The sequence below is a fragment of the Pseudomonas sp. Xaverov 83 genome, assembly GCF_019352905.1.
GTDB lineage: Bacteria > Pseudomonadota > Gammaproteobacteria > Pseudomonadales > Pseudomonadaceae > Aquipseudomonas > Aquipseudomonas yamanorum.
The window spans coordinates 1-17,489 of the sequence record NZ_JAAAFU010000057.1; the positions used below are offsets into that span (position 1 = coordinate 1).

Below are 17,489 nucleotides of genomic sequence, written 5' to 3' on the forward strand. Positions count from 1 at the left end.
GCGTTTTGCTTACTTTTGCGCTTTTCAAAAGTGAGCCGCTGTAAGAGCGGAACCATAAGCGGCCGTTACCGCAGCAACGGATATGCACACCAACCAATCCAATGTGATCGGCTATAGTGCCCGACGACTCTGGAAAGGGAGACCCTTCGTGCGAATTGCGCTTTTACTGTCAGCCTGGCTCATCTGCCTGGGCGCCCAAGCCGCCCCTGTGGACGTCGCGACCCTGGACCGCGGCACCTGGCCCGAACGCCTCAGCAATCCCGCCCTGTTCGACGTCGCCTCACGCGCAGAAATCCTGATGTTCGCCCACACCCTGCTGGCCAGCGAAGCCCTCGACGAGCCCGCCCTCAAGCAGCGCCTGGGCCTGAAGATCATCAACCTGGCCTCCATCGACGACCTGCGCCGCCAACTGTGGCAACGGCTATTGGAAAACTACACCTTCGCCCAACAAAGCTGCGAACAGGACGCTTCCTTCTGCTACCTGGTGGAAAACATGGACGACCTGCGCGAACAAGCCGCCAAATTCGAAGTGAGCGACAACTCCTTCTATATAGGCTGGGCCGGCCCCAGCCGTGCATTCCACGAACGCTACCTGGATGAACAGTTGCGCAAGGCCGCCCTGTTCCCCCAGATCAGCAGCGAAATCGCCCGCTTCGGCGACCACGAACGCAATGGCGACGAGCTCAACGACCGGATGTTCCTGCTGACCTTTGACAGCGGCCCGTCCCCGGTCAGCGGCAATACCGACTGGCTCACCGACTACCTGCGCAAACAGAAAATGCACAGCCTCTTCTTCGTGCTGGGCAACAGCCTGCAAACTCGCGTCGAGAAAAGCTCGGCCGCCGACGTGCAGGCGCTGTACCAAGGCCAGTGCGTTGGTACCCAGGGCTGGCAATACCGCTCCCATAGCCACTGGGTCGACTGGCAGTCGTCCATCACCCGCAGCGCCTCTTTGGCCCAGAACCTGATGCCGGAAAACTACCTGCCGCTGTTCCGGCCACCCTACGGTCAGCGCCGGTCCGACAGCCAGGGCTTCTTCCAGTCACAGGGGCTGCAAGTGGCCTTGTGGGACATCGACTCGGAAGACGAACCCGGCAAGCTCAAGGCCGATGAATCGGCCAACCGGGTGCTCACGCTGATGCTGTTGTGGCGGCGCGGAGTGATCGTATTCCACGACACCCAGGACAAGGCGCGCATCGCATTACCCTGGCTTTTACACGCCACGGCAGAAAGTGGACTCGGCTGGCAGGATTGCCGCGAAGCGTTTCGCTGAAAAAGCACAAAGAGCCCGGCCCTGTTGGGGCTGAGGTTTTTTAGGGGAGAATTTGGGAGATATTTCGATACAGGCGGACTTCCGACTTTAACGGTGCAATGCCGGCTCGCCTAGTGCTATTCGTCATCCTGAAAAATAAACTTCAAAAAAGCGTCAAAGTGCTTTTTCCTGTCATGTGTTTTGCGGTATTACGAAGACAGACAGCCGAAACCTGCAACACAGGTGGCGTCTTCCAAGACACCTCTTGTGTGCACCGCACTTGACGCCCCTCAAGTGCGTTCGACGGTCGAATCGAGGCGCAGCACTGTCGTGGTATTGCGTCGACTGGCTCCCACAAAGGTGACCGAGTATGGATGATCATGGACGTAACCCTTCTTCCGACCAGCCAATCCTTTATGTGCTTGATACCAACGTACTGATTCACGATCCAAACGCACTGCTTAACTTCGAAGAACACCACGTCGCCATCCCGATGATCGTGCTTGAGGAGCTCGACAAACTCAAAAGCGGGCACCACAGCGTTGCCGCCGAATGCCGCCAGGCCATCCGCCTGATCGACAAGACCCTCGGCGAAGCCTCCCCCGACGATGTCGAGGTGGGCGTACCGATCCAGCGTGGCAAAAGCGGGCCCAAGGGCTTGCTGTCGATTCTGATGAGCAAGCGCAGCGAGCCCAACAGCCTGCTGCCGGAAAATCTGAACGACAACAAAATCATCAACCAATTGATCGACCTGCACGCACGCGACAAGGACCTGCGCCTGGTGCTAGTGACCAAAGACATCAATATGCGCCTCAAGGCACGAGCGTGTGGGATCGCTGCCGAGGACTACAGTACCGACCAACTGGTCGATGACGTGTCGATGCTGTCCCGTGGTTATCACACCATGACCGGCTCGTTCTGGGACCGCGTCAGCAAGGTCGAAACCCGTCAGGACCATGGCCGCACCTGGCACCAGGTACAGCTGATCGACAACCTGCCGGCTGTGCACATCAACGAATTCATCATCGACGAACAGGGCTTTGTGGGCTGGATCAAAGAGATTCAGGTCGACAAGCTGCTGATCCTCGACCTGCATCAGGAACCCCTGTTGCACCAGGAAGCCTGGGGCCTGAAACCGCGTGATATCTACCAGAGCCTGGCGCTGTATGCCTTGCTTGATCCGGACATCCACCTGGTCAACCTGACCGGCGCCGCAGGTTCGGGGAAAACCATCCTCGCCCTGGCTGCCGCCATCGAACAGACCATGGTGACCAAGCGTTATCGCCGCATCATTGCCACCCGCAGCGTGCAAGGCCTGGACCAGGAAATCGGTTTCCTGCCCGGCACCGAAGCGGAAAAAATGGAGCCGTGGCTGGGGGCGATCACCGACAACCTCGAAGCCTTGCACATGGATGACGAAAACACCCATGGCAGCGTCGACTACATCCTCAGCAAAGTGCCGTTGCAGTTCAAATCCCTCAACTACATTCGAGGTCGCAGCTTCCAGCAAAGCCTGATTTTGATCGATGAATGCCAGAACCTTACGCCGCACCAGATGAAAACCATCATCACCCGTGCCGGCGCCGGTTCCAAAGTGGTGTGCCTGGGTAACCTGGCACAGATCGACACCCCTTACCTGTCCGCGACCAGCTCCGGGCTGACCTACTTGACGGAACGCTTCAAGGACTTCCCGAACGGCGTGCATATCGCCCTGCAAGGTGTCCCTCGCTCGATTCTGGCTGAATACGCAGAGTCGCATCTGTAAACACAAATGTCTTAACTAGTGGCTAAATGCCACGAATCACCCCGGATTTCTCACGAAGTCCGGGGTTTTTGCTGTGCATGAAATTTGTTTTCCTTGACCTGCCTTTAGGTGCTTGTGGCGATTGTAATTATTTTGTTACATTTTTTGGCCGGCACAAAAAACAGAATAAAAACGACGCTCGGCTCCGTCGGACAACCGCCTCATCAATTCGACGACGCATTGGAGACCCTCTTACTGGTTTCAGCGTGACCCTGCCTATTACAAAAAGCCCGATACATCGCTCATTGACGACGCACTTATCTAAAGGGAAAGGAACATGGACGTAGCAGGTAATGGCTCTACTTTGCCTCAGCGCAAAGGCACGGCAGGTTTCAAATCGATACCCCTCACACCCATCGCACTCGGATTGGCGCTATGGCTGGGCCAGGGTCCCATGGCCCGGGCGGATGACAGCAACCCTTACACGGCTCAGGTGCTGGAGTCGGCCTTCAGGAACGCGGTTGCTTCGTTTGGCCCCAACACCGATGTCTACAAGAACCTGCGGTTTGCCTACGCGGACATCGTTGACCTCGCGGCCAAGGACTTTGCCGCGCAGTCCGACAAGTTCGATTCGGCCCTCAAGCAATACTACGAACTGCAGCCGGAAAACCTGACGATTGGTGCGATGCTCGGCGACACCAAACGGCCGCTGGACTATGCCTCGCGCCTGGACTATTACCGCAGCCGGTTGTTCAGCAACAGCGGCCGTTACACCACCGATATCCTGGATTTTTCCAAGGCCATCATCGCCCATCTGCCCGCCGCCAAGCCCTATGTCTATGTAGAACCGGGCGTCAGCAGCAACCTCAACGGGCAACTGAATGCCGGTCAATCCTGGGCGGGCGCTACACGTGACTGGAGCGCCAATGCGCAAACATGGAAGACCCCGGAAGCCCAGGTCAACTCCGGCCTGGACCGCACCAATGCGTATTACGCCTATGCCTTGGGCATGACCGGCAAGGGCGTGAATGTCGGTGTGCTGGACTCGGGCATCCTCACCGAGCATTTCGAGTTCCAGGGCAAGAACGCCCAGGGCCAGGATCGGGTGCAGGCGGTGACGTCCACCGGTGAGTACTACGCCACCCATCCGCGCTATCTCCACGACACCCCGGATGGCGAGTTTCAAAAGGGCGAGCACTTCAGTATTTCCGGCGAGTACGACCCGACCATCAACGACGGTCATGGCACGGAAATGTCCGGTGTATTGGGCGCCAGTCGCAACGGCACGGGCATGCATGGCATTGCCTTTGACGCGAACATCTTTGTGGCCAATACCGGCGGCACCGATGACAACCGTTTCCAGGGTTCCAATGACCTCGACTACAACGCCTTCATGGCCAGCTACAACGCCCTGGCTGCAAAGAATGTGTCGATCGTCAACCAGAGCTGGGGACAAAACTCTCGCAACGACGTAGAGAACCACTTCGGCAATGTCGGCGACAGTGCGGCGGACAACTTGCGCGACATGACCGCCGCTTATCGCCCGTTTTGGGACAAGGCCCACGCCGGGCAGAAAACCTGGATGGACGCGATGGCCGACGCAGCGCGGCAAAACACGTTTATTCAGATCATCTCGGCAGGTAACGACAGCCACGGGGCCAACCCGGACACCAACGCCAACCTGCCGTTTTTCAAGCCCGACATCGAAGCCAAATTCCTTTCGATCACCGGTTACGACGAGACCAGCGCCCAGGTGTACAACCGCTGCGGCACCTCGAAGTGGTGGTGCGTGATGGGCGTTTCGGGGATTCCATCCACTGGGCCCGAAGGTGAAATTATCCCCAATGCCAACGGCACATCCGCCGCCGCGCCGAGCGTTTCCGGTGCCCTGGCCCTGGTGATCCAACGCTTCCCCTACATGACCGCCAGCCAGGCCCGCGATGTGTTGCTCACCACCTCCAGCTTGCAGGCGCCGGACGGTCCGGACACGCCAGTGGGGGACCAGACCGGTGGCCGCACCTACGACAACCTGCAACCGGTGCACGATGCTGCGCCGGGTACGCCGCAAGTGCCCGGCGTGGTCAGCGGCTGGGGTTTGCCCAACCTGCAAAAAGCCATGCAGGGGCCGGGGCAGTTCCTCGGCTCGGTGGCGGTGGCATTGCCCACCGGTACTCGGGATATCTGGGCTAACCCGATTTCCGACGAGGCAATCCGCGCCCGTCGCTTGGAAGATTCCACCGAACAGGCGACCTGGACCGCCACCAGACAGCAAAAAGGCTGGCTCAACGGCTTGCCCGCTAATGCGTCGGCGGACGATCAGTTTCAATACGAAATCGGCAGCGCGCGGGAGCAGGCGACATTGGCACGTGGCAAGGATCTGCTCACCGGCAGCACCTACGTCGGCAGCCTGGCCAAGTCCGGAGACGGTGAACTGGTGCTGGAAGGCCAGAACACCTATTCGGGCAGCACCTGGGTACGCGGCGGCAAGCTGTCGGTGGACGGCGCGTTGACCTCGGCTGTGACGGTGGATGGCAGCGCGGTGGGCACGGTGAACGCAGATAACGGTGTGACCACCACCCAGGGCGGCACGCTGGCCGGCAACGGCACGGTGGGCGCTTTGATCGTCAACAACGGTGGCCGCGTGGCGCCGGGGCATTCGATCGGCACGCTGCACACGGGCGACGTGACCTTCAACTCGGGCTCGGTGTACGCCGTAGAAGTGGGCCCGAACGGGCGAAGCGATCAGATTCAGAGCAGCGGCGCCGCTACCCTCAATGGCGGTGTGGTCACCGTTTCTCTGGAGAACAGCCCCAATCTGCTGTCCGCCACCGAAGCCCGCAGCTTGCTGGGCCAGCAGTACAGCATCCTCAGCGCCAGCCAAGGCATCAATGGCCAGTTTGCGGCGATCTCGCCCAATTACCTGTTTATCGGCACCCAGCTGAATTATCAGCCGAACCTGCTGAGCCTTGCGGTGGAGCGCAACCAGACGACCTTTGCCAGCGTCGCGCAAACCCGCAACGAACGCGCCGTGGCCACGGCAGTGGAGACCTTGGGCAACGGCAGCCCCGTGTATGAAAGCCTGCTGGCGTCAGACTCGGCGGCCCAGGCGCGGGACGCGTTCAAGCAACTCTCGGGGCAACTGCACTCGGATGTGGCGGCGGCGCAAATGGCCGACAGTCGTTACATTCGCGAAGCCGTCAACGGCCGTCTGCAACAGGCTCAGGCACTGGATTCCAGTGCACAGATCCAGGCCAGCGACAACGGCGGCTGGGTGCAACTGCTGGGCGGTCGCGATAACGTCAGCGGTGACAACAATGCCAGTGGCTACTCCTCGTCCACCAGCGGTGTACTGCTCGGTCTGGACACCGAGGTCGGCGACGGCTGGCGTTTGGGCGCAGCGACCGGCTACACCCAGAGTCACCTCAATGGCGACGCCTCGGCATCGGCAGACAGCGATAACTATCACCTGTCGGTCTACGGCGGTAAACGCTTCGAGGCCGTCGCTCTGCGCTTGGGCGGCGCCACCACCTGGCACCGTATAGACAGCTCGCGGCGAGTGGCTTACGCCAACCAGTCGGACTACGACAAGGCCGACTACAGTGCTCGCACCGATCAGGTGTTCGGCGAAATCGGCTACACCCAATGGGCGTTTGTCGAGCCCTTTGCCAACCTGACTTACCTGAACTACCAAAGCAATTCGTTCAAAGAGAAAGGCGGCGCCGCGGCCTTGCATGCCAGCAAGCAAAGCCAGGACGCCACGCTCTCGACATTGGGGCTGCGTGCGCATACCCAATTGCCGGTCAGCTCGACCTCGGCCGTGACGTTGCGTGGTGAACTGGGCTGGGAGCATCAGTTGGGCGATACCGACCGTGAGGCCTCGCTCAAGTTTGCCGGCAGCGACACTGCGTTTGCCGTCAACAGCGTGCCGGTGGCCCGTGATGGGGCCGTCATCAAGGCCAGTGCAGAGATGGCCTTGACCAAGGACACGCTGGTGTCCTTGAGCTACAGCGGTCTGCTGTCCAACCGGGGCAATAACAACGGGATCAATGCCGGATTTACCTTCCGCTTCTGACTCCGCGTCGTTGCCTGTGAGGGGGCGCACTGAGGGATCAGTGCGCCCCTTTATTCATGGGATAAACAGCCCTGCGCAAAATTGACTCACAGGTTTACAATTGCCGCTCCTGATCAGGAGTATCCCTGTGCTGACTCATCTCGATTCCCAAGGTCGCGCCCACATGGTCGACGTCACTGAAAAAGCCGTGACGTTCCGTGAAGCCGTGGCCGAAGCGCGGGTGCGTATGCTGCCCGAGACCTTGAAAATGATTGTCGACGGCGCCCACCCCAAGGGCGACGTGTTCGCCGTGGCCCGCATCGCCGGGATCCAGGCCGCGAAAAAAACCAGTGACCTGATTCCCTTGTGCCACCCGCTGATGCTCACCGGGGTCAAGGTTGAACTCAGCGCCGATGGCCTGGACGCGGTGCACATCATCGCCCGCTGCAAACTCTCCGGCCAGACCGGCGTGGAGATGGAAGCGTTGACCGCGGCCAGCGTCGCCGCCCTGACGATCTACGACATGTGCAAGGCCGTGGACCGCGGCATGACCATCGAAACCATTCGGCTGCTGGAAAAACTCGGCGGCAAGAGCGGGCATTTCAAGGCGGACCAGGCATGAGCATCAACGTACTGTTTTTTGCGCGCTACAGCGAAGCGATTGGCCTGGACTCCCTGGAGATGGAAGGCGACTTCGCAACGGTGGACGCTGTACGCCAGGCATTGGCCGGTGACCCAGAATTCGCGGTGCTCAACGAGACTCGCCTGATGTGCGCTCGTAACCAGGAACTGTGCGACCTTGATGAGCCGCTGCAGGCTGGCGACGAAGTGGCATTCTTCCCGCCAGTGACCGGAGGCTGACCATGGCGATTCGGGTGCAGGCCGAGGCGTTTGATCCCGGTGCCGAGGTCAATGCGATGCATGCGGCCAATGCGGGCGTGGGGGCGGTGGTGAGTTTTGTCGGCTATGTGCGCGACTTCAATGATGGCCTGGATGTGGCGGGGATGTTCCTCGAACACTACCCTGGCATGACTGAAAAAGCCCTCGGCAAAATTGCCGTAGAGGCGGAGCAACGCTGGCCACTGCTCAAGCTGGAAGTGCTGCATCGCATCGGCGCCCTGGAGCCGGGTGAACCGATCGTGTTCGTGGCGGCGGCCAGTGCCCATCGTCAGGCGGCGTTCGATGCCTGCGCGTTCGTGATGGACTACCTGAAGACGCGGGCGCCGTTCTGGAAGAAGGAGAACACCAGTGAAGGGCCGCGCTGGGTGGAAGGGCGCGACAGCGATCACACTGCCGCTGATCGCTGGAAATAACGACACGTGTGGTGAGGGAGCTTGCTGTGGCGAGGGAGCAAGCTCCCTCGCCACAGGGGTTAGGTCGAGGCTTGCAGCCGGTGGGGCGACAGCATCGCTTCGCTCAACCCGAACGCCGCCAATTCATCCGGCAACGGCTTCCCGCGCACCAGCGCCGCACTGGCTTGGCCCATCGCCGGAGACGTCTGGATCCCGTAGCCGCCCTGAGCCGCAATCCAGAACAGGCCCTCCACTTGTGGATCGAACCCGCAGACCAGATCACCATCGCTGACGAAACTGCGCAACCCGGCCCAGGTCCGCGCAGGCCGGCGGATGCTCAGGGTGGTGGCTTCTTCGATGTGATAGATGCCCGTGGCAATGTCCAGCTCTTCCGGTTGCACATCGTGGGGCTCTACCGGGTCGGCATTGGCCGGTGAGCCGAGGAACATGCCGGCGTCGGGTTTCATATAGAACGAGCCGTCGAGGGCGGCCAGCTCCGGCCATGCATGGATGTTCAGCTCGGCAGGCGGGGCGAAGACGAACGCGCTGCGGCGTTTGGGTTGCAGGCCGATTTTCTGTGCACCGGCCAACTCGCCGATGTGATCGGCCCAGGCGCCGGCGGCGTTGATGATTACCGGGGTGCTGAAGTGCTGTTGCGCGGTGCGCACCTGCCACAGTCCCTGAGCGTCACGGGTCAGTTTCTGCACATCGTTGTCGGTATGGATTTCACCGCCATTGCGCCGAATGCCACGCAAGTAGCCCTGATAGAGCGCATCGGTATCGATGTCGCAGACTGTCGGGTCGTAGATCCCGCCATGGACTTTTTCCCGGCGCAGGATCGGCATCATGGCCATCGACTCCTCGACGTCGAGCAGTCGCGTTTCCGACACCAGGGCTTTGGCGCTCAGGTAGTGGCGCTGCAGCTCATCGGGATCGCCGATCAAGTCCACCAGCAATTCACCGCGAGGGGTGAGCAGCGGGTGTTCGGCAAAGCCTGCTGGCGGGTTATCGAAGAAGGCGCGGCTGCCCAGCGTCAGTGCGCGAACCTGGGGCGTGCCATAGGCGGCGATGTACAGGGCGGCGGAGCGGCCGGTGGAGTGGTAACCCGGCATCGACTCGCGTTCCAGCACGATGACGCGGGCATGGTGTGACAGCCAGTAGCCGGCGGATGCGCCAGCGATGCCACCGCCGATGATGAGGTAGTCGGCCTGGTTCATGTGTTCCTCCTGGAATTTGAAAGCGCTGAAACCAAATGTGGGAGCGGGCTTGCGTGGGAGCCGGGCTTGCCCGCGATGCAGGCACCTCGGTATGTCAGTTACACCGAGGTGATGCTATCGCAGGCAAGCCAGCTCCCAAACAGGCTCGCTCCCACATTTTTTAGCGCATTCCGGCTTAAGGGCGTTTGCGCTCTACAGGGCGCAACAAATGCGTCGGCGGCGTTTCGCAGCTGATCTTGCGGCCCAGCAAGGTTTCGATCGACGGCAACTGATACGAATCGTCTTCACCGGCAAAACTGATGGACACGCCCGCAGCGCCCGCACGGCCGGTACGGCCAATCCGGTGCACGTAGTCGTCCGGCACTTCCGGCAGGGTGAAGTTGATCACGTGGCTGATGCCGTCGATGTGAATCCCGCGCCCGGCCACGTCGGTGGCCACCAGCACGCGAATCTTGCCTTCGCGGAAACCTTCCAGGGTCTTGATGCGCTTGTGCTGCGGCACGTCGCCGGACAGTTGCGCGGCATTCACGCCATCACGTACCAGGCGTTCTTCGATGCGGCGCACTTCGTCCTTGCGGTTGGCAAACACCATGACCCGCTCCCAACCGTTGTCGTTGACCAGGTTGTAGAGCAGCTTGTATTTGTCGGCACCGGCCACGGCATAGATGTGCTGTTCGACGTTCTCGCTGGCAACGTTGAGCGCCTCGATCTCGACGATGGACGGGTCGGTGGTCCATTGCTTGGCGAGGTTCATCACGTCTTCGGTGAAGGTCGCGGAGAACAGCAGGGTCTGGCGTTCGTTTTTCGGCGGGGTCTGGCGAATGATCTGACGCACTTGTGGGATGAAACCCATGTCGAGCATGCGGTCGGCTTCGTCCAGCACCATCACTTCGACCATGTCCAGGTGCACGTCGCCCCGCTGGTTGAAGTCCAGCAAGCGGCCCGGTGTGGCCACCAGGATGTCGCAGTGGCGCGCTTCCAGGTGCTTGAGCTGCTTGTCGAAGTCCATGCCACCGACAAACGTCATCACGTTGAGGCCGGTGTATTTGGTCAGGTCGGCGGCGTCCTTGGCGATCTGTACCACCAGCTCCCGGGTCGGGGCGATGATCAGTGCGCGCGGCTCACCCATATAGCGCTCTTTCGGCGGCGGGGTTTGCAGCAACTGGGTGATGATCGAGATCAGGAAGGCGGCGGTCTTGCCGGTACCGGTCTGGGCGCGACCGATGGCGTCTTTGCCGGCGAGGGTGAAGCCCAGCACTTGCGCCTGGATCGGCGTGCAATACGGGAAACCCAGGTCCTGGATGGCGTGCATCAGTTCCGGGGCGAGCTTGAAATCATGAAAGCGGGTTTTGCCTTCCTGGGGTTCGACAGCGAAGTCTTCCAGTTTCCAGGGAATAACCACAGGTTTGGGCGCGCGTTCACGGCGCGGCTTTTCCTGGCGTGGCTCCTGGCGTGGTTGGTCGGCGGCTGGTTCTTCAGCGACGTTAACCGTGGCGGGTGTGGTCACCGGCTCTTTTTTTGGCGAGGCTACAGGTGCGGTCCGGCCAGGCTGCTGGCCGTCATTGCGGCTGCCTTGAACATGGGCGGGGGCACTGGAACCTGGCGCGAGCTGCTCAGCCTCGCTTTTACCGAACATCTTCTTGAGTGCTTTGAGCACGGTCATCTCATCAATTGGTTAAGGAATGTACGCCGGCCAGTGTAATGCAAGAATCGGGCGCGGCGTAGTGCGTTGGTCATGCGGCTACACAATGGGTGGTTTTCAGCCCAGACGGGCGGCCAACCAATCACCGATATCCTGTATCTCCTGGGGTAACACTTCGTGGCCCATTGGGTATTCCTGCCATGTGGCGGTGACACCGCGCGACTTCAAATGCTCATAGGCGCTGCGACCCATGGCGTTCTGCACCACGTCATCGTATTGGCCGTGCAGGCACAGCACCGGAATCCGTTGCTGGCTGGCCGACAATTCAAGTTCGTCGCCAAAGGTGGGAGCGTAGGTGGAGAGGGCAATTACGCCACCCAATGCGCCCTGCCATTTCAGGAAGGCGGTGTGGAACACCACGGCGCCACCCTGGGAAAAACCGGCGAGGAAAATCCGCGAGGCGTCTATCCCGCTGCTTTTTTGTTCCTTGATCAGGTCAGTGACCATTTTTGCCGAGGCTTCCAGTTCCTCAACGCTGATCGAGCGTGCCGGGCTCATGGCCTTGATGTCGTACCAGCTCGGCATCTCGTAGCCGCCATTGATGGTCACCGGACGTGTCGGCGCCTGGGGCAGGACAAAGCGCGTCGACAGGAGTTTTTCCTGCAGGGCTTCAGCCACCGGCAGGAAGTCGTAGCGATCGGCACCCAGGCCATGCAACCAGATTACGCAGGCGTCTGCGGGCTTGGCGGGCTGAAGAATCAAGGGTTCGGTCATGTCTGCTCCATATGTGTGCGTGCGCTCCGATTGAGTGCGTCGGAACGGTGCGCGACGGGTTGATCTGTTAAGAGAATGTCGCAAGGTTGAATCTTTTGCTCTTGACCATGGGCCGAAACCACTCAGCCACCAGTCTGGTACGGGGCTTGCTATGTGAAACCCGATGTCAAGGCTCACCCCAGGCGGTAACACTATCAGTGACTGACGCCCGGGGGATAGCAACTGGACTTAAAGCAAAAACCTCATGCTGTTTGACCCCAAAAAAAGCCAACACGGGTCGATGTCGCCTCATAAGGGTGCGGTGGGGTTCTAGCTCCGACACAACAAGAGCAAAACTGGAGGTTTGAATGAAGGTATTGAAATCCACCCTGGCTATCGTGACCGCGGCTGCCGTATTGGGTGTCAGTGGTTTCGCCCAGGCTGGCGCCACTCTGGATGCCGTGCAAAAGAAAGGCTTTGTGCAATGTGGCGTGAGCGACGGTCTGCCAGGCTTCTCGGTGCCGGACGCCAGCGGCAAGATCCTCGGGATCGACGCTGACGTATGCCGTGCTGTTGCCGCTGCCGTATTCGGCGACGCAACCAAGGTCAAATTCAGCCAGTTGAATGCCAAGGAGCGTTTCACCGCGCTTCAGTCTGGCGAAGTCGACATCCTGTCGCGTAACACCACCATGACCAGCTCCCGCGATGCCGGCATGGGCCTGAAATTCCCGGGTTTCATCACCTACTACGACGGTGTTGGCTTCCTGGTGAACAACAAGCTGGGCGTTAAAAGTGCCAAGGAACTGGACGGTGCAACCATCTGCATCCAGGCCGGTACCACCACTGAGCTGAACGTTTCCGACTACTTCCGCGCCAACAACCTGAAGTACACCCCGATCACGTTCGACACCTCCGATGAAAGCGCCAAGTCGCTGGAATCCGGTCGTTGCGACGTACTGACCTCCGATAAGTCCCAGCTCTACGCACAGCGCAGCAAGCTGGCTTCGCCGAAAGACTACGTGGTTCTGCCGGAAACCATTTCCAAAGAACCACTGGGCCCTGTCGTGCGTAACGGCGACGACGAGTGGCTGGCCATCGTGCGCTGGGTTGGCTACGCCATGCTCAACGCTGAAGAAGCCGGTATCACCTCCAAAAACGTCGAAGCTGAAGCCAAGTCCACCAAGAACCCGGACGTTGCCCGTCTGCTGGGTGCTGACGGCGAATACGGCAAAGACCTGAAAGTGAAGAAAGACTGGGTCGTACAGATCGTCAAGCAGGTCGGTAACTACGGCGAAGTGTTCGAGAAAAACCTCGGCAAGAGCACTCCTCTGGAAATCGATCGTGGCCTGAACGCACTGTGGACCAACGGTGGCATTCAATACGCACCACCTGTGCGCTGATCGCTGATGGTTCTATCACCCGGTGGGCCAACCGCCGGGTGATGTTCTGTTCCATTATTTCTGGGGCACTTAATGCAAAATCAAATCGGCGCACCAAAACAGAAGCTCAGCTTCAGTGATCCAAAAGTGCGTGCGTGGCTATTCCAGATCATCACGATTGTGGCGGTGGTCTCGTTGGGCTGGTACCTGTTCAACAACACGCAAACCAACCTTCAACACCGGGGCATTACCTCGGGTTTCGACTTTCTTGAGCGCAGTGCCGGCTTCGGCATCGCTCAGCACCTGATCGACTACACCGAATCGGACAGCTATGCCCGGGTCTTTGTGATCGGTCTGCTCAACACTCTGCTGGTGACCGTAATCGGTGTGGTCCTGGCGACCATCCTCGGGTTCATCATCGGTGTGGCGCGCTTGTCGCCCAACTGGATGATCAACAAGCTGGCGACCGTGTATGTGGAGGTATTCCGCAACATTCCGCCGCTGCTGCAAATCCTGTTCTGGTACTTCGCGGTATTCCTGACGATGCCGGGGCCGCGTAACAGCCACAACTTTGGCGACACCTTCTTTGTCAGCAGCCGTGGCCTGAACATGCCCGCCGCGTTGGTGGCGGACGGTTTCTGGCCGTTTGTGATCAGCGTGGTGGTGGCGATCATCGCCATTGTGTTGATGGCCCGTTGGGCCAACAAACGCTTTGAAGCCACCGGGGTTCCGTTCCACAAGTTCTGGGCCGGCCTGGCCCTGTTGGTGGTGATCCCTACGCTGTGCGCACTGGTTTTCGGCGCGCCGCTGCACTGGGAAATGCCCAAGCTGCAAGGCTTCAACTTCGTCGGCGGCTGGGTGCTGATTCCCGAGTTGCTGGCGCTGACCCTGGCCCTGACCGTGTATACCGCGGCGTTTATCGCCGAGATCGTGCGTTCAGGCATCAAGTCCGTCAGCCATGGCCAGACCGAAGCGGCGCGTTCCCTCGGGCTGCGCAACGGTCCGACCCTGCGCAAAGTGATCATCCCGCAAGCCCTGCGCGTGATCATCCCGCCGCTGACCAGCCAATACCTGAACCTGGCGAAAAACTCGTCACTGGCCGCCGGTATCGGTTACCCGGAAATGGTTTCGCTGTTTGCCGGCACGGTGCTCAACCAGACCGGCCAGGCCATCGAGGTTATTGCCATCACCATGAGCGTGTACCTGGCGATCAGCATCAGCATTTCCCTGCTGATGAACTGGTACAACAAGCGCATTGCGCTGATCGAGCGGTGAGGAAACCTGCATGAGTACGCATACTTTCAAACCTGATATGCCGCCACCGAACAAAGTGTTCGGGCCGATGGCATGGATGCGCGCCAACCTGTTTTCCAGCTGGCTCAACACCCTGCTGACATTGTTGGCGTTCTACCTGATCTACCTGGTTGTGCCGCCGATCCTGCACTGGGCGATCCTCGATGCAAACTGGGTGGGTACCACCCGCGCCGACTGCACCAAGGAGGGCGCTTGCTGGGTGTTTATCCAACAGCGCTTCGGGCAGTTCATGTACGGCTACTATCCCGGCGACCTGCGCTGGCGCGTCGACCTGACCGTGTGGCTGGCCATCGTGGGTGTGGCGCCGTTGTTCATCTCGCGCTTCACGCGCAAGGCGGTCTACGGCCTGAGCTTTTTGGTGGTGTACCCGATCGTTGCCTACTTCCTGCTGCACGGCGGGATCTTCGGCATGACCAACGTGGCCACCAGCCAATGGGGCGGCTTGATGCTGACCCTGGTGATCGCCACCGTCGGCATTGCCGGGGCCTTGCCCCTGGGCATCGTGCTGGCGCTGGGTCGGCGTTCGAACATGCCGGCGATTCGTGTGGTCTGCGTGACCTTCATCGAGTTCTGGCGCGGCGTGCCGTTGATCACGGTGCTGTTCATGTCGTCGGTAATGTTGCCGCTGTTCCTGCCGGAAGGCATGGGCATCGACAAATTGCTGCGGGCGTTGATCGGCGTGATCCTGTTCCAGTCGGCCTACGTGGCCGAAGTGGTGCGCGGTGGCTTGCAGGCGATTCCCAAGGGCCAATACGAGGCCGCGGCCGCGATGGGCCTGGGTTACTGGCGCAGCATGGGCCTGGTGATTTTGCCTCAGGCGCTGAAGATGGTGATCCCGGGCATCGTCAATACGTTTATCGCGTTGTTCAAGGACACCAGCCTTGTGATCATCATCGGCCTGTTCGACCTGCTCAACAGCGTCAAGCAAGCCGCCGCCGACCCGAAATGGTTGGGCATGGCCACTGAAGGCTACGTATTCGCAGCCCTGGTGTTCTGGATTTTCTGTTTTGGTATGTCCCGCTATTCCATTCATTTGGAACACAAGCTGGACACAGGCCACAAGCGTTAGGAGTGTTGTGATGAGTGAAGCGATCAAACAGCCTGTGAGCCCTGAAGGCATTATTCAGATGCAGGGCGTCAACAAGTGGTACGGCCAGTTCCACGTGTTGAAAGACATCAACCTGAACGTCAAGCAGGGCGAGCGTATCGTACTGTGCGGCCCGTCGGGTTCCGGCAAGTCCACCACCATCCGCTGCCTCAACCGTCTGGAAGAGCACCAGCAGGGCCGCATCGTGGTCGATGGCGTGGAACTGACCAACGACCTCAAGCAGATCGAAGCGATCCGTCGTGAAGTCGGCATGGTGTTCCAGCACTTCAACTTGTTCCCGCACCTGACCATCCTGCAGAACTGCACGTTGGCACCGATGTGGGTGCGCAAGATGCCCAAGCGCAAGGCTGAAGAAATTGCCATGCACTACCTTGAGCGCGTGCGTATTCCGGAACAGGCCCACAAGTTTCCGGGGCAGTTGTCCGGCGGCCAGCAACAGCGCGTGGCGATTGCCCGTGCGCTGTGCATGAAGCCAAAAATCATGCTGTTCGATGAACCGACGTCGGCGCTCGATCCAGAGATGGTGAAAGAGGTGCTGGACACCATGATCGGCCTGGCGGAAGACGGCATGACCATGCTCTGCGTCACCCACGAAATGGGCTTTGCACGCACCGTGGCCAACCGCGTGATCTTCATGGACAAGGGCGAGATCGTTGAACAGGCGGCGCCGAATGACTTCTTCGACAACCCGCAGAATGATCGGACCAAGCTGTTCTTGAGCCAGATTCTGCATTGATGGGTGTTTGAATAAATAAACCCGGCCTGGTGCCGGGTTTATTTTTGCCATCAATCAAGTTGTCGTCAGGATCTCGTGCTCTTTATGTACCGTATGCACGGAATTGCGAAGATCTGCGCCTTCACTCAGGATTTTTGCTTCGACCAGCAAGTGGGGGTGACGCTCAAGCAAACGCATCAGGACTACCAGGGATTTGGGGGGCAATACCTCACCGCGCTCGTAACGAGATAAGGCGTTGTGGCCGCCACCCGATAGCAGTTGTACCGTTTCTTTTTGTGAAAGGTGCAGTTTGCGGCGTATGCGCTTTATCTCGGTGCCGACCATCTGCCTGAAACTGTGAACGATTTCATCGCAGTGGTCTGAATAGCGTTCCGCGTCTTCGGGGTCCAGGATCACCTCTCCACATGCCTGGCACTCCCATCCAGACAGATAGTCTATACGGCGATGCAAACCTTTGACTTCCGATGTTTCGCTACGTCCTGAAAAGTGATGCATTCCGTCATGCCTGCCGCAGCTGAAGCATTGCTCTGTTTTCATGGATTTTTCTCCTTGAAGGAGATCACCGGAGGTTTACCATCCGTGCGGTAGGTCACCTTGATGTAGATCTCCAGATCATGTGAGTGGATGTGATACACATTGCCAAACTCGATGGTCGTCATGAGTGGTCATCGACTTGTACAACATCGTGTTTTTCAACTCGAAAATGACCGCCTGCATTTGTTCGATGCTTAAATCAAGATCCTCGCCGCAACGGCGTGCGCTTTGAGTAAATGCTTTCTTTCCAAGCCGCCTGACATCCGCCTTTATCACCGCCAGATCGTAATGAGGTGTGTACTTTTCCATAAGACACCTGAGTCCAATAATTACCCTCTGAGGGTAATTTTACCAATCGAAAATACTGCTCCTTTGCCTCATCAGAACCCTAGTGCGTTGCCTTTGTAGGCAACTCCGAATAGGCTGTAGGAAAATTCATCCTATGATTGGATGAAAGGACGAAACCC

Annotated in this window: 14 protein-coding genes and 1 pseudogene; 10 read left to right on the plus strand and 5 right to left on the minus strand. The window is 59.3% G+C overall.

The features are described 5' to 3' along the window. The first annotated feature begins 148 nt into the window (after positions 1 to 148). The 6 genes from K0H47_RS18455 (at position 149) to moaE (ending at position 8,360) form a co-directional block, all read left to right on the plus strand. Entirely contained in the window at positions 149 to 1,273 is a 1,125-nt protein-coding gene (locus K0H47_RS18455; RefSeq protein ID WP_063027267.1) for a polysaccharide deacetylase family protein, read from the plus strand. Between the two features lie 349 nt (positions 1,274 to 1,622). After that, positions 1,623 to 3,017, plus strand: coding sequence for a PhoH family protein (locus tag K0H47_RS18460; RefSeq protein WP_010170407.1), 1,395 nt, complete (start codon positions 1,623 to 1,625; stop codon positions 3,015 to 3,017). 316 nt (positions 3,018 to 3,333) lie between these two features. Next, on the plus strand, positions 3,334 to 7,068 hold the full coding sequence (locus K0H47_RS18465) for an autotransporter domain-containing protein (RefSeq protein WP_219273381.1): 3,735 nt from the start codon (positions 3,334 to 3,336) through the stop codon (positions 7,066 to 7,068). Between the two features lie 127 nt (positions 7,069 to 7,195). Beyond that, entirely contained in the window at positions 7,196 to 7,669 is a 474-nt protein-coding gene (gene moaC / locus K0H47_RS18470) for a cyclic pyranopterin monophosphate synthase MoaC (protein WP_017480021.1), read from the plus strand. Then, positions 7,666 to 7,908 (plus strand): molybdopterin converting factor subunit 1, encoded by a 243-nt coding sequence (moaD, locus tag K0H47_RS18475; protein ID WP_177027062.1) that lies wholly within the window; start codon positions 7,666 to 7,668, stop codon positions 7,906 to 7,908. The genes moaC and moaD overlap by 4 nt, the downstream gene beginning before the upstream one ends. Positions 7,909 to 7,910: 2 nt before the next feature. After that, positions 7,911 to 8,360: a molybdopterin synthase catalytic subunit MoaE gene (gene moaE / locus K0H47_RS18480; protein WP_201140089.1), complete on the plus strand. Its 450-nt coding sequence runs from the start codon at positions 7,911 to 7,913 to the stop codon at positions 8,358 to 8,360. 59 nt (positions 8,361 to 8,419) lie between these two features. Here the strand turns inward: moaE and K0H47_RS18485 are convergent, their stop codons facing one another. The 3 genes from K0H47_RS18485 to K0H47_RS18495 form a co-directional block, all read right to left on the minus strand. Next, complete coding sequence (locus tag K0H47_RS18485) at positions 8,420 to 9,556, minus strand: FAD-binding oxidoreductase (protein ID WP_219273382.1); 1,137 nt, start codon at positions 9,554 to 9,556, stop codon at positions 8,420 to 8,422. A 175-nt stretch (positions 9,557 to 9,731) separates the two neighbouring features. Next, the gene (rhlB, locus tag K0H47_RS18490) at positions 9,732 to 11,219 is read right to left on the minus strand and encodes an ATP-dependent RNA helicase RhlB (RefSeq protein ID WP_032899430.1); all 1,488 of its coding nucleotides are present in this window, start codon (positions 11,217 to 11,219) and stop codon (positions 9,732 to 9,734) included. 96 nt (positions 11,220 to 11,315) lie between these two features. Then, entirely contained in the window at positions 11,316 to 11,972 is a 657-nt protein-coding gene (locus K0H47_RS18495) for an alpha/beta hydrolase (RefSeq protein ID WP_063027277.1), read from the minus strand. Positions 11,973 to 12,319: 347 nt separating this feature from the next. On the opposite strand from K0H47_RS18495, the gene K0H47_RS18500 reads away from it, so the two are divergent. From K0H47_RS18500 to K0H47_RS18515, 4 genes are all read left to right on the plus strand, one after another. Then, on the plus strand, positions 12,320 to 13,351 hold the full coding sequence (locus K0H47_RS18500; protein ID WP_010170392.1) for an amino acid ABC transporter substrate-binding protein: 1,032 nt from the start codon (positions 12,320 to 12,322) through the stop codon (positions 13,349 to 13,351). A gap of 72 nt (positions 13,352 to 13,423) precedes the next feature. Beyond that, a complete protein-coding gene (locus tag K0H47_RS18505) occupies positions 13,424 to 14,605 on the plus strand; it encodes an amino acid ABC transporter permease (RefSeq protein ID WP_063027279.1) in 1,182 nt (393 codons plus the stop codon). A gap of 10 nt (positions 14,606 to 14,615) precedes the next feature. Continuing rightward, positions 14,616 to 15,713: an amino acid ABC transporter permease gene (locus K0H47_RS18510; RefSeq protein WP_003216325.1), complete on the plus strand. Its 1,098-nt coding sequence runs from the start codon at positions 14,616 to 14,618 to the stop codon at positions 15,711 to 15,713. A 10-nt stretch (positions 15,714 to 15,723) separates the two neighbouring features. After that, complete coding sequence (locus K0H47_RS18515) at positions 15,724 to 16,488, plus strand: amino acid ABC transporter ATP-binding protein (RefSeq protein ID WP_003171943.1); 765 nt, start codon at positions 15,724 to 15,726, stop codon at positions 16,486 to 16,488. Between the two features lie 54 nt (positions 16,489 to 16,542). Here the strand turns inward: K0H47_RS18515 and K0H47_RS18520 are convergent, their stop codons facing one another. Together K0H47_RS18520 and K0H47_RS18525 are read right to left on the minus strand one after the other, a co-directional pair. Further along, a complete protein-coding gene (locus K0H47_RS18520; protein ID WP_219273383.1) occupies positions 16,543 to 17,025 on the minus strand; it encodes a type II toxin-antitoxin system MqsA family antitoxin in 483 nt (160 codons plus the stop codon). Further along, positions 17,022 to 17,331, minus strand: a pseudogene (locus K0H47_RS18525) (type II toxin-antitoxin system MqsR family toxin). Before K0H47_RS18525 ends, K0H47_RS18520 begins: the two are co-directional and overlap by 4 nt. Between the last annotated feature and the right edge of the window lie 158 nt (positions 17,332 to 17,489).